Raw genomic sequence first — 12,798 nt, forward strand, 5'->3', positions numbered from 1 at the left:
GGTAGTCGATGGTCTGGCCGTCGATGTAGAACATCGCGGCGGTTGCGCCGTATTCGGGGCACATGTTGGAGATGGTGGCGCGATCACCGATGGTGAGTGCAGCGGCACCTTCGCCGAAGAATTCAAGCCAGGCGCCGACCACGCGCTCCTTGCGCAGGAATTCGGTCAGGGCCAGCACCACGTCGGTGGCGGTGATATCCGGCTGCGGCCGACCGGTCAGCTCGACACCGATGATGTCCGGCAGGCGCATCCACGACGCACGGCCCAGCATCACGTTCTCTGCTTCCAGGCCACCCACGCCGATGGCGATCACGCCCAGCGCATCCACATGCGGGGTGTGGCTGTCGGTGCCCACGCAGGTATCGGGGAAAGCGACGCCATCCTGCACGTAGATCACCGGCGACATCTTCTCCAGATTGATCTGATGCATGATGCCGTTGCCCGGCGGAATCACGTCCACGTTCTCGAAGGCCAGCTTGGTCCAGTCGATGAAGTGGAAGCGGTCCTCGTTGCGGCGGTCCTCGATGGCGCGGTTCTTCTCGAACGCCTGCGGATCGAAACCACCGCACTCCACTGCCAGCGAGTGATCGACGATCAGCTGCACCGGCACCACCGGATTGACCTTGGCCGGATCACCGCCCTTGTCGGCGATCGCATCACGCAGGCCCGCCAGATCGACCAGCGCGGTCTGGCCGAGGATGTCATGGCACACCACGCGCGCCGGGAACCACGGGAAGTCCAGGTCGCGACGGCGCTCGATCAGCTGCTTCAGCGAGTCGGTCAGCGTGGCCGGATCGCAGCGACGCACCAGGTTTTCGGCCAGCACGCGCGAGGTRTACGGCAGCGTGGCRTAGGCACCGGGCTGGAKSGCRTCGACGGCGGCGCGSGYATCGAAATAGTCCAGCGASGYGCCGGGGAGGKTCTTGCGGTAATCGGTATTCATGGGCTGGCGGAATGCTCGTGGCGGGCCGGGTGCCGGCAATACGGCGGTGACGGCATCCGGCCGGCGCGGGGCCGGCCGGATGCATGCAGCGATGGAACAGTGGCGATGATCAGGAACGCTTGTCGATGGCCACGAAGTCGCGATCTTCCGGGCCGATGTAGTTGGCGCTCGGGCGGATGATCTTGCCGTCGATACGCTGTTCGACGATGTGCGCGCTCCAGCCGGCGGTGCGGGCGATCACGAACAGGGGGGTGAACATCGCGGTCGGCACGCCCATCATGTGGTAGCTGACGGCGCTGAACCAGTCCAGGTTCGGGAACATCTTCTTGATGTCCCACATCACCGTTTCCAGGCGCTCGGCGATGTCGTACATCTTCATGCTCGACTGCTCTTCGGACAGTTCGCGGGCGACGTCCTTGATCACCTTGTTGCGCGGATCGGACACGGTGTAGACCGGGTGGCCGAAACCGATCACCACTTCCTTGCGCTCCACGCGGGCCTTGATGTCTTCCTCGGCTTCGTCCGGATTGTCATAGCGCTTCTGCACTTCGAACGCCACTTCGTTGGCGCCGCCGTGCTTGGGGCCACGCAGCGCGCCGATGCCACCGCAGATCGCGCTGTACATGTCGCTGCCGGTGCCGGCGATGACACGGCAGGCGAAGGTCGAAGCGTTGAACTCGTGCTCGGCGTACAGGATCAGCGAGGTGTGCATCGCCTTCACCCACGAATCCTGYGGCTTCTCGCCGTGCAGCAGGTGCAGGAAGTGGCCACCGATGGAGTCATCATCGGTTTCCACGTCGATCGCGCGGCCGTTGTGGCTCCAGTGGTACCAGTACAGCAGCATCGAACCGAGGCAGGCCATCAGCTTGTCGGCGATGTCGCGCGCGCCCGGATGGTTGTGGTCATCCTTCTCCGGCGCCACGCAGCCGAGCACGGACACGCCGGTGCGCATCACATCCATCGGGTGCGCCGACGGCGGCAGTTCTTCCAGCGCGGCCTTCACCGCGGCCGGAATGCCACGCAGCGACTTCAGCTTGGCCTTGTAGGAGACCAGCTCGGCGCGGGTCGGCAGCTTGCCATGCACCAGCAGGTAGGCGATTTCCTCGAACTCGCTGGTGTTGGCCAGGTCCAGGATGTCGTAGCCACGGTAGTGCAGGTCGTTGCCACTGCGGCCGACGCTGCACAGCGCGGTGTTGCCGGCAGCGGTGCCGGACAGGGCGACGGACTTCTTCGGCTTGAAGGTCGGGGTTGCGGTCGTATCGTTCATGTTTCCCTCCGAAACTTGATGGTGCAGGGTACTGCTTATTTCTTGGCGGCGAACAGCGCATCGAGCTGCTGCTCGAAGGCGTGGTAGCCGATACGGTCATACAGCTCCTCGCGGGTCTGCATGCTGTCGATCAGGTCGCGCTGGTGACCTTCGCGGCGGATCGTCTGGTAGACGTTCTCGGCGGCCTTGTTGGCGGCGCGGAAMGCSGACAGCGGGAACAGCTGGATGGCMACGCCGGCCGAGGCCAGCTCGTCGCGGCTGAACAGCGGGGTCGCGCCGAATTCAGTGATGTTGGCCAGCACCGGCACCTTCACCGCATCAACGAAGCGACGGTAGGTATCCAGGTCATAGGCGGCCTCGGCGAAGATGCCGTCGGCACCGGCTTCGACGCAGGCGATGGCACGCTCGATGGCCTTGTCCACGCCGTCCACCTGGATGGCGTCGGTGCGCGCGATCAGGAAGAAGTCCGGATCGGTCTTGGCATCGGCAGCGGCCTTCACGCGGTCGACCATTTCGCCCTGCGAGACGATCTCCTTGCCCGGGCGATGACCGCAGCGCTTGGCGCCGACCTGGTCTTCGATATGGCAGGCGGCCGCGCCAGCCTTGATCAGCGACTTCACCGTGCGCGCGATGTTGAACGCGCTCGGGCCAAAGCCGGTGTCGATGTCGACCATCAGCGGCAGGTCGCAGACGTCAGTGATGCGGCGCACGTCCACCAGCACGTCTTCCAGCGTGTTGATGCCGAGGTCCGGCAGGCCCAGCGAGCCGGCGGCTACGCCACCGCCGGACAGGTAGATGGCACGGAAACCCGCGCGCTTGGCCAGCAGCGCATGGTTGGCGTTGATCGCGCCGATCACCTGCAGCGGCGATTCGGCAGCCAGCGCCTCACGGAAGCGGGCACCGGCGGAAGAGAGGGTCGAAACGGTCATGCGGCGATCCAGGTTGAAGGACACAGGGGTAAGCGCAAACACCATGCCAACCTGCAAGCGGTTGATTTCACGGGGATGACGGGCCCGCAACGCTGAAACATATGAAACATTGAAACAGATGTATCATGAAACATCGCCTCCCGGTATCCATGCATGTACCTGCCCCGCTCGCCACTGCGCCACGCCGATGCCGACCCCGGCCGCCCGGTGATCTGGACGGTCAGCGTTTCGCGCCTGACTGGCCTGCTGGGCGATGTCATTCCCGAATTCGACCGCCGCGCGCGCATCGAGCAGATCAACCTGGGCTTCGAGGAGGCCGTGGAAGTGATCGGCCAGCGCCTGCGCCGCGAGCACTGCGACGTGGTGATTGCCGGCGGCTCCAATGCAGCCTGGTTGCGCGGTCGCCTGGACCTGCCGCTGGTACCGATCCATGCCAATGGCTTCGACCTGATGGAAGCGCTGGCGCGCGCCCGCCGCATCGCCCCACGCATCGGCCTGGTCACCCATGCCAGCGACGTGCCGGTGTTCAGCAGCTTCCAGCAGAGCTTCGGCCTGGACATCGAGCACCGCCGCTTCGTCACCCGCGAAGATGCCCGCGACTGCATCGCCGACCTGCGCGCCAACGGTATCGAAGTGATCGTCGGCACCGGCATGGCCATCGACCATGCTGAACAGGCCGGACTGCCCGGCGTGCTGCTGTACTCGGCTGATTCGGTGCGGCAGGCGTTCGAGCATGCGCTGGAGCTGACCCAGGCCATGGCTCGCTCCGGCGGCAGCCGGCCTGCTCCGCGCCGCCGCACCGCCGCACGCAACGATGCGCATGCCCTGCTCGGCGACAGCAATGCGATGGCCGACGTGCGCGCACAGATCGCGCTGTACGCCCCGCACGACAGCACCGTACTGGTTACCGGCGAGACCGGCACCGGCAAGGAACTGGTTGCACGCCAGCTGCACGCCGCCAGCGGTCGTCGCGGTCGCTTCGTYGCRCTGAACTGCGGKGCGATCAGCGAATCMCTGCTGGAAGCGGAGCTGTTCGGCTACAGCGACGGCGCCTTCACCGGTGCGCGTCGCGGGGGGCGCGTCGGCCTGGTCGAGGCAGCCGATGGCGGCACGTTGTTCCTGGACGAGATCGGTGAACTGCCGCTGCCGCTGCAGACCCGCCTGCTGCGGGTGCTGGAAGAACGCGAAGTGCTGCGCGTGGGCGCCACCGAACCGACCCCGGTCGACCTGCGCGTGGTTGCCGCCACCCTGCAATCGCTGGAGCAGCGCGCGGCGGCTGGCAGCTTCCGTCGCGACCTGTACTACCGGCTGGCCGCGCTGCGCATCGCACTGCCCACTCTGCGTGCACGTCGAGGCGATATCCCGCTGCTGACCACGCACTTCTTCCGCGAACTGCGCGGCATCGATGCACCGCTGGATGCAGAAGCGCTGACCCTGCTCAGCGCTGCCGACTGGCCAGGCAACGTACGTGAACTGCGCAATCTGGTGGATAGGCTGCGCATCCACTGGCAGCCGGGTGAGGGGCTGATCGATGCAGCGCGCCTGCTGCAGCTGGCGCCGGAGCTGGTGAACGAAGGCGCCGCCACACTGCCAGTGGAAAACAACGGCAAGCGCCCGCCGCGTGCGCAGCTGCAAGCGCTGCTGCAGGAACACCGCAATGACCGCGAAGGCATGGCGCAGGCGCTGGGTGTGTCACGCACCACGCTGTGGCGATGGCTGCGCGCGGAGGGGCTGTAACGTCCTGCCGTCTGGGTGGTGCAGAACCGATGCAAGGCAGGGGGCGAACCGCCGATGTCTGTTGAGGGCAGACCGATGCCAGGTGGGTGCAAACCTTGGTGCGCACCGCATTTTCTCAAGCACCCCATCCACGCATGGCGTGGATCTACTGGAGCGCCGCGCGCGCTTCGATGGCGAACCGTCCACTGCCCACGGCCACAACCCATAGCAGCAGCACGCCCAGTGGCACTTCGCTCAGGTAGAAGAACCAGCTCAGCCAATCCGGCACGCTCAGCCCCGCAGGGATACGCGCGATGCCATCGGTCAGCGCCGCCACCGCGCAGATCCCCGCCAGCAGCAGTGCCGATGGACGACTGAGCAGGCCCAGTACAAGCAGTCCACCTGCGATCCATTCAATGCCGCCGAGCACCGGCGCACTGAACACGGGAAACGGGATACCTGCATCGACCAGCGTATGCACCATGCGCTCGCGCCCGGCGTCGGTGAGTACCTTGTTCCAGCCCGATACGCAGAACATCACCCCGGCGACGACACGGGCGAGCAGCAACAGGAACGCCTCCACGCCCTGGCGCGGCGGTGGCACGGTAAACAGGCAACGCCAGGAGGGCATGGCGACTCCGGATTTCGAGGGCATCGGTCGGAGTGTGCGGTTCGCTGACCTGCTCGCACATGAAGCTGGCCGGTCCGTTCGCGACAAAAGGCTCTCGCAGTGGTACGCGTTGGAACAATGGCAGTCGTACAGGCTCGACCCTACGATGCAGGTGTACCGACCTTTCCATCCACGCATGGCGTGGATCTACCCGGCCAGCAGCAGCTCGATCTCTTCCACCTGCACCACCGGCACCTGCCACGGGTGATGCGGCACGATGCCGTGCTCGAGGATGCGCTGTAGCCGCTGCGGATCGCGCGGCAGGCAGAACTCCAGCCGCACGCTGTCGACCACCTCGGTCTGCCCCGCCTCGCCCTGCGTGGGGATCGCACCCACGCGTGGCCGGAACTGTTCGAACCCCGGCGCGGACCACCACAGGCCGTGCTCGTAATCGCCGGCCGCCAGTGCATCCACCGAAAGGATGCCCTGCTTCACCGCCTCCAGGGCAGGCACCGGCACGAACACCACCACGCGATACAGCGGCACGCGTTGCATCACGGTGCCTTACGGGTACAACAAGCGCTTGCTCCAGCGACCTTCGACACCCGCTTCATAGCACCAGCGCTCGTGCAGGCGGAACTGCGCGCCGTACCAGAACTCGATGCGGTCAGGCACCACCCGCAGACCACTCCAACCGTCCGGGCGCGGCACGTCCTTGCCCTCGAAGCGCGCCTCGACCTCGGCCACGCGCGCGTCGAACTCGTCGCGCGAGTTCAACGTCTTCGACTGCAGCGACGCCCACGCGCCGATCTGGCTCATGCGCGGACGGCTGGCGAAATAGGCATCGGCCTCGGCATCGGCCACCTGCTCAACGCGGCCCTCGATGCGCACCTGGATGCCSGCCTCGCGCAGGCTGCGCCACAGGAACAGCAGCGCCGCCTGCGGATTGGCCTGCAGCTCGTTACCCTTGTGGCTGTCCAGGTGGGTGTAGAACACGAAGCCGCGCTCATCGAACGCCTTCAACAGCACGGTGCGCGCCGATGGCCGGCCCTGCACATCGGCGGTCGCCACGGTCATCGCATTGGGCTCGACTTCGCGGCTCTGTTTCGCTTCTTCGAAAAGGGCGGCAAAGGTCGACAGGGCTTCGGCGTACAGGTCGCTCATGACAGCATTCTTCTCACACGGTTTGGGCTATTGTGGCGGCATGGTCGCCGCTGCGTACATGCCCCAGGTGAAAGGATTCCCCGAAACAATGGTCGAGCAGGCGCTGGATGACGCGCTGGGCAGCAGCACAGCCGTTCCAGTATTGGCGATCAGCGGCCTGCAGGGGAGCGGCAAATCGACGCTGGCCTCGCAGGTGGTTGCCCGTGCCCAGGCGCGTGGCCTGAACGCCGCAACGCTGTCCATCGACGATGTCTACCTGACCCGCGCACAACGCCAGCGCCTGGCCCGGCAGGTGCATCCGTTGTTGATCACCCGTGGCCCACCTGGCACCCACGACCTGCCGCTGGCACATGCGGTACTGGATGCAGTGGCCGCACGAAAGCCTCTGGCCCTGCCCCGCTTCGACAAGCTGGCCGACGAGCGCCTGCCCGAAGCACAGTGGCCGCAGCTGCAAACGCCGCTGGACCTGCTGGTGTTCGAGGGCTGGTTCCTGGGCACCCCGGCGCAGGACGATGCCGAACTGGATGTCCCGCTCAACGCCCTGGAGCGCGAGGCCGATGCCGATGGGCGTTGGCGGCGCTGGTGCAACCAAGCGCTGGCCCGCGACTATCCGGCGCTGTGGCAGCGTTGCGACCGCTTGTGGTTCCTGCAACCCCCTGATTTTTCGGTGGTGCCGCGTTGGCGCTGGCAGCAGGAGCAGAACCTGCAGGCGGCCCAGCCGGGGCGGCACGGCATGAACCGACCCCAGCTGGAGCGCTTCGTGCAGTACTACGAGCGGGTAAGCCGGCAGGCGTTGCGTGCGCTGCCGGCCATTGCCGACCGGGTAGTGGCGCTGGATGCCCAGCGCCAGGTGCAAGGGCTGCGCTGAGCAGCCTCACTCCACCAGGAAGGTGACCCGCAGATTCACCCGCCATTCGGTGATCTCACCGTTGCCGTCGGTGACCACCTTGGTCTCGTTGATCCAGGCGCCCTGGATGCCCTTGACCGTCCCGGACACCTTCTTCAATCCGCTGCGCACTGCGTCCTCCACGCTCTTGGGCGAGGACGCATTGATTTCGATGACCTTGGCAACCGACATGGCAGGCACTCCATCAGTCGCGGGATACCCCGCAGGAACCCCCACCCTGACGTGAAGAACGTAAAGGCCAAGGCACGGAGGTGTTAGCATCAGAGGGCATGAATCCCGCTCCGAACCTGATCCTGATCGGCCCGATGGGTGCCGGTAAAACCTGCATCGGCCGCCGCCTCGCCGAGCGCTTCACGCTGGACTTCGTCGACGTCGACCAGGCCATCGTCGATGCGACCGGGGCCAGCATCCCCACGATCTTCGAGCATTCCGGCGAAGCCGGTTTCCGCGCCCATGAGCGCCAGGCGCTGGCGCAGGTGCTGGCCGGCCGTGGCCAGCTGGTGTCCACCGGCGGCGGTGCCGTGCTTGACCCGGACAATCGCGCCCTGATCGCCAAGCGAGGCTTTGTCGTCTACCTGCGGGTCAGCGTCGCAGCCCAGCTGGAGCGTCTGTCACGCGACAAGGCCCGGCCACTGCTGCAGCGGCCGGACCGCGAACAGGTGCTGCATGATCTGGCCGCGCATCGCGACCCGCTGTATCGCGACCTCGCCGATGTCACTCTTGATACCGACCCGTTTACCGCCGCCGATGCCACTGCCCAGCTTGTTGTCAAGCTGGCCACGCACTGGCAGCGACAGGACCCCACTGCATGACCTCCCCTGCCCTGCTGCAGGTCGCCGTTGGCGGCGACCGTCCCTATTCCATCACCATCGGTGCCGGCGCCCAGGCCGATGGCGCCGCATTGGCCAGCCATGTGCGTGGCCGCCATGTCTTGCTGGTCAGCGACACCGAGGTTGCGCCACGCTATCTGGATGCCGTCAAGCAAACTTTGCTGGCCGCACGCCCGGACCTGATCCTGAGTGAGCATGTGCTGGCCGCCGGCGAAGCCTCCAAGACCCTGGCCGAGTTCGGCTCGGTCATCGAGGCGCTGGCCGCACTCGGCGCGACCCGCGATGCCTGCGTGTTCGCCCTAGGTGGTGGTGTGGTCGGCGACCTCGCCGGCTTTGCCGCGGCCTGCTGGATGCGCGGCGTCGACTGCGTGCAGCTGCCAACCACGCTGCTGGCGATGGTCGACTCCTCGGTGGGCGGCAAGACCGCCGTGGATATCCCGGCCGGCAAGAACCTGGTCGGTGCGTTCCACCCGCCCCGTGCGGTGATCGCCGACACCCGCGTGCTGGCCACCCTGCCGCCGCGTGAACTGCGCGCAGGCCTGGCCGAAGTGGTCAAGTACGGCGCGCTGGGCGATGCGGTGTTCTTCGAGTGGCTGCAGCAGCATGCCGACGCACTGGTGGCCGGCGAAGATGCGGTCATCGCCGAGGCCATCGCCCGCAGCTGCCGGCACAAGGCCGCCATCGTCGAGCGCGATCCCTTCGAGAAGGGCGAGCGAGCCCTGCTCAACCTGGGACACACCTTCGGCCACGCGATCGAAACCGAACAGGGCTACTCGGCACCGGGGCGTGATGCGCTGAACCACGGTGAGGCCGTAGCGGTGGGCATGGTGCTGGCGGCACGCCTCTCCACCCACCTGGGCCTGACCGACGACGCCGACCGGGTGCGCCTGCAGGCGCTGCTTGAACAGCTTGGCCTGCCGGTGGCAATCCCCGCCGGGCTGGACCCGCAGGCCCTGCTCGGCCGCATGCGCCTGGACAAGAAGAACGTGGCCGGTCGCCTGCGCCTGGTGCTGTGGCGTGGCATGGGCCGCGCCGAAGTCGTACCGGACGTGGATGAAGCGGCGGTACTGAAGGTGCTGGGCGCAGGCTGACCGCTTCCGCGTTCGCCGGGCATGCCCCGGCGCTACCTGGGAGGTTTCATGAGGTTGCCGGCCAGCGGCCGGCATTACCGGATCAGCGTTGCGGCAGGGCTCACCTCGCCCCCGCTACAATCGGTGCCATGCACGTCCACCTGCAACAACCCGCCGACGGTGCCCAGGCACCGCGCTTCCTGCGCCTGACCCTGGTCCCGGACCTGTTCGGCGGCTGGGAACTGCTGCGTGAATCCGGCCGCGTCGGCGCCCGCTCGCAGCTGCGGCGCGAGCTGTACCTGACGGCCGACGAAGCCCGCCACGCCTACGACAAGGCCCGCGATGCCGAACTGCATCGGGGCTTCCAGATTCTTTCGCACGGCGACTGACTGCGCCGCTGCTCTTTTCGCCCAAGGAATGCCCACTGTGACCAGCCCTCTCCGCAACGATCGCCTGCTGCGCGCCCTGCGCCGCGAACCGGTGGACTGCACCCCTGTCTGGCTGATGCGCCAGGCCGGCCGCTACCTGCCGGAATATCGCGCCACCCGGGCCAAGGCCGGCAGCTTCCTGGCCATGGCCAAGAACCCGGAGATCGCCTGCGAAGTCACCCTGCAGCCGCTGCGTCGCTTCCCGCTGGACGCGGCCATCCTGTTCTCGGACATCCTCACCATTCCCGATGCAATGGGCCTGGAGCTGTACTTCGTCGAAGGCGAAGGCCCGAAGTTCCGCCACCCGGTACGCGATGAAGCGGCCATCGCCAGGCTGGCGGTGCCGGACATGGAGCAGGATCTGGGCTATGTGATGGACGCGGTGCGCCTGATCCGCCGCGAACTGGATGGCCAGGTGCCGCTGATCGGTTTCTCGGGCAGCCCGTGGACGTTGGCCTGCTACATGGTCGAAGGCGGCGGCAGCAAGGATTTCGCGCGCATCAAGGCGATGGCGCTGAACCATCCGCAGGCCCTGCACCGCCTGCTGGAGGTAACCACCGACGCGGTGATTGCCTACCTCGGCGCGCAGCGCGCGGCCGGTGCGCAGGCCCTGCAGGTGTTCGACACATGGGGCGGCGTGCTGTCGCCGGCAATGTACCGCGAGTTCTCGCTGCGCTATCTGCAGCGCATCGCCGAAGGCCTGGAGCGCGGCGAAGGCAGCGAGCGCACGCCGCTGATCCTGTTCGGCAAGGGCACCGGCCTGCACCTGGAAGCGCTGTCGCAGACCGGCGCCGATGCGCTCGGCCTGGACTGGACGCTGGACCTGGACGAAGCGCTGCGCCGCACCGGTGGCCGCGTAGCGCTGCAGGGCAACCTGGATCCGACCACGTTGTATGCCTCGCCTGATGCGATCGCCGCGGCGGCCGCACGCGTGCTCGATACCTATGCCGCCGGCAACGGTGGTTCACGCGAGGGCCATGTGTTCAACCTCGGCCACGGCATGTCGCCGGACATGGACCCGGCCCATGTACAGGTGCTGGTCGACGCAGTGCACGCACACAGCCAACGCTGAGCATCGCGCAGGCAATCACGGCGCGATGTTGATCGCGCCGTGACCCGCAGTGCGCGATCATGGCGCCCCCACGTTGCACCGGCCACGCCCCATGTCCACAGCGCCATCGACCTACACCCGCCAGCGTCCCCTGCTGTGGCTGGTTTCGCTGGCGATCTTCATGCAGATGCTGGACTCGACCATCGTCAACACCGCCTTGCCGGCGATGGCGGCCAGCCTTGGCGAAAGCCCCCTGCAGATGCAGTCGGTGGTCTTCAGCTACGCGCTGGCAGTGGCCACCTTCATTCCCGCCTCCGGCTGGATCGCCGACCGCTACGGAACCCGACGCACCTTCCTGGTGGCGATCATCCTGTTCACCCTAGGCTCGCTGGCCTGCGCGATGGCGCAGCAGCTGCACCAGCTGGTGGCCGCGCGCGTACTGCAGGGCATCGGCGGCGCGATGCTGCTGCCGGTCGGGCGCCTGGCGGTGATGCGCTCGGTGCCACGCGAGGACTTCCTGCGTGCGATGAGCTTCATCGCCATTCCCGCACTGGTGGGTCCGCTGATCGGCCCCACGCTGGGTGGTTGGCTGGTCGAGATCGCCTCGTGGCACTGGGTGTTCCTGATCAACCTGCCGATCGGCGTCATCGGCTTCATCGCGGCGATGAAGATCATGCCCGACCACTACGCCAGCCACCGCACCCGGTTCGACCTTCGCGGCTACGCCATGCTGGCCTTTGCGATGGTGGTGCTGTCGCTGGCACTGGATGGGATTTCCGGGCTCGGTACACCTCACGCGCTGGTGATGCTGATGACCGTGGCCGGCCTGGCCGCGCTGGTCGGTTACTGGCTGCACGCGGCAAATTCAACGGCACCGCTGTTCTCACTTGCACTGTTCCGCGTGCCCAGCTACCGCATCGGCATTCTCGGCAACCTGTTCTCGCGCATCGGCAGCAGTGCCATGCCGATGCTGATTCCGCTGCTGCTGCAGGTCGGCCTTGGCCTCGGGCCGATGAACGCCGGCCTGATGATGGTGCCGGTGGCCGCCGCAGGCATGGTGTCGAAGAAGCTGGCGGTGAAACTGGTTGAACGCTACGGCTATCGCCGCGTGCTGATGACCAACACCGTGCTGGTCGGCCTGGCGATGGCCAGCTTCATCCTGATGACACCGGGCCAGCACCTTGCCGTGCGCCTGCTGCAGCTGGCGTTCTTCGGTGCGGTCAATTCGCTGCAGTTCACCGTGATGAACACCGTCACCCTGCGCGACCTCGACCGCGAGTTCGCCAGTTCCGGCAACAGCCTGCTGTCGATGGTGATGATGCTCGCCGCCGGCTTCGGTGCAGCCGCCGCAGGCAGCCTGCTGGCCGCATTCGGCACGCAGCTGGAAGGCCACGGCGCCACGGCTGCGCTGCACGCCACGTTCCTGTGCGTGGGCGCGATCACGCTCACGTCGACGCTGATCTTCTGGCAGTTGCCCGACACCAAGCCCGAGCCGCGCCAGGTAGAAGAAGTAGCGGAGTAGAGGGTTCGGCAGGGCTGCGCCCTGCACCTGCAGAGGCCGAAGCAAGGGCGACGGCAACAGCAACAGCAGGTATTCCGTGGGATGGCGGGGCGGTGTCGGATTTCCGCGATCTGCAGTAGATCCACGCCATGCGTGGATGAATCTCCATTGGAAATCGAATATCTCGAAAAGCATCCACGCGTGGCGTGGATCTACTGGTCGACCAAGGTCGACACCTGCCAACAGCAACACAGAACGCGGTTCCGACAGATCGCGAAAATCTGTCGAAGGCGGGGTGGGTCCGGTKGCGGGGGCGTGAGCCGCATGGATGCGGCGACCGAGCTTACATGGGCGTACTTGCAGCGTCCCCCGCCACCGGACC

At 66.6% G+C, this 12,798-nt stretch carries 14 protein-coding genes; 7 read left to right on the forward strand and 7 right to left on the reverse strand.

Going from position 1 to position 12,798, the window contains the following annotated elements:
- The 3 genes from AC1DJN_RS15800 to prpB form a co-directional block, all read right to left on the reverse strand.
- A partial coding sequence (locus tag AC1DJN_RS15800) for an aconitase family protein (protein WP_478039447.1) occupies nucleotides 1-943 on the reverse strand: 943 nt, incomplete at its 3' end.
- Between the two features lie 109 nt (nucleotides 944-1,052).
- Nucleotides 1,053-2,210 (reverse strand): bifunctional 2-methylcitrate synthase/citrate synthase, encoded by a 1,158-nt coding sequence (gene prpC / locus AC1DJN_RS15805; RefSeq protein ID WP_025877010.1) that lies wholly within the window; start codon nucleotides 2,208-2,210, stop codon nucleotides 1,053-1,055.
- A gap of 35 nt (nucleotides 2,211-2,245) precedes the next feature.
- A complete protein-coding gene (gene prpB / locus AC1DJN_RS15810) occupies nucleotides 2,246-3,139 on the reverse strand; it encodes a methylisocitrate lyase (protein WP_032976623.1) in 894 nt (297 codons plus the stop codon).
- Nucleotides 3,140-3,292: 153 nt separating this feature from the next.
- Here prpB and prpR point away from each other — a divergent pair, with 153 nt between their 5' ends.
- Complete coding sequence (gene prpR, locus AC1DJN_RS15815; RefSeq protein WP_032976601.1) at nucleotides 3,293-4,876, forward strand: propionate catabolism operon regulatory protein PrpR; 1,584 nt, start codon at nucleotides 3,293-3,295, stop codon at nucleotides 4,874-4,876.
- Between the two features lie 145 nt (nucleotides 4,877-5,021).
- Here prpR and AC1DJN_RS15820 read toward each other — a convergent pair whose 3' ends face one another.
- From AC1DJN_RS15820 to pdxH, 3 genes are all read right to left on the reverse strand, one after another.
- Entirely contained in the window at nucleotides 5,022-5,486 is a 465-nt protein-coding gene (locus AC1DJN_RS15820; RefSeq protein WP_442251742.1) for a DoxX family protein, read from the reverse strand.
- A 186-nt stretch (nucleotides 5,487-5,672) separates the two neighbouring features.
- Entirely contained in the window at nucleotides 5,673-6,020 is a 348-nt protein-coding gene (locus AC1DJN_RS15825) for a YqfO family protein (RefSeq protein WP_032976599.1), read from the reverse strand.
- A gap of 9 nt (nucleotides 6,021-6,029) precedes the next feature.
- Nucleotides 6,030-6,629, reverse strand: coding sequence for a pyridoxamine 5'-phosphate oxidase (pdxH, locus tag AC1DJN_RS15830; RefSeq protein WP_032976598.1), 600 nt, complete (start codon nucleotides 6,627-6,629; stop codon nucleotides 6,030-6,032).
- A gap of 40 nt (nucleotides 6,630-6,669) precedes the next feature.
- On the opposite strand from pdxH, the gene AC1DJN_RS15835 reads away from it, so the two are divergent.
- On the forward strand, nucleotides 6,670-7,497 hold the full coding sequence (locus AC1DJN_RS15835) for a kinase (protein ID WP_313446577.1): 828 nt from the start codon (nucleotides 6,670-6,672) through the stop codon (nucleotides 7,495-7,497).
- 6 nt (nucleotides 7,498-7,503) lie between these two features.
- On the opposite strand, the gene AC1DJN_RS15840 is transcribed toward AC1DJN_RS15835, so the two are convergent.
- A complete protein-coding gene (locus AC1DJN_RS15840) occupies nucleotides 7,504-7,707 on the reverse strand; it encodes a dodecin family protein (protein ID WP_025876997.1) in 204 nt (67 codons plus the stop codon).
- A 98-nt stretch (nucleotides 7,708-7,805) separates the two neighbouring features.
- Between AC1DJN_RS15840 and AC1DJN_RS15845 the strand changes: the two genes are divergently transcribed.
- The 5 genes from AC1DJN_RS15845 (at nucleotide 7,806) to mdtD (ending at nucleotide 12,437) form a co-directional block, all read left to right on the forward strand.
- Complete coding sequence (locus AC1DJN_RS15845; RefSeq protein ID WP_032976596.1) at nucleotides 7,806-8,348, forward strand: shikimate kinase; 543 nt, start codon at nucleotides 7,806-7,808, stop codon at nucleotides 8,346-8,348.
- The gene (gene aroB / locus AC1DJN_RS15850; protein ID WP_478013541.1) at nucleotides 8,345-9,457 is read left to right on the forward strand and encodes a 3-dehydroquinate synthase; all 1,113 of its coding nucleotides are present in this window, start codon (nucleotides 8,345-8,347) and stop codon (nucleotides 9,455-9,457) included. The genes AC1DJN_RS15845 and aroB overlap by 4 nt, the downstream gene beginning before the upstream one ends.
- 128 nt (nucleotides 9,458-9,585) lie before the next feature.
- Nucleotides 9,586-9,825, forward strand: a complete 240-nt coding sequence (locus tag AC1DJN_RS15855) for a WGR domain-containing protein (protein ID WP_025876992.1) — start codon at nucleotides 9,586-9,588, stop codon at nucleotides 9,823-9,825.
- A gap of 28 nt (nucleotides 9,826-9,853) precedes the next feature.
- Nucleotides 9,854-10,936, forward strand: a complete 1,083-nt coding sequence (hemE, locus tag AC1DJN_RS15860; protein ID WP_032951968.1) for a uroporphyrinogen decarboxylase — start codon at nucleotides 9,854-9,856, stop codon at nucleotides 10,934-10,936.
- Nucleotides 10,937-11,027: 91 nt separating this feature from the next.
- Nucleotides 11,028-12,437 (forward strand): multidrug transporter subunit MdtD, encoded by a 1,410-nt coding sequence (mdtD, locus tag AC1DJN_RS15865; RefSeq protein ID WP_025876990.1) that lies wholly within the window; start codon nucleotides 11,028-11,030, stop codon nucleotides 12,435-12,437.
- Nucleotides 12,438-12,798: the final 361 nt, after the last annotated feature.

The sequence above is a fragment of the Stenotrophomonas sp. 05L414_2 genome (assembly GCF_056397905.1).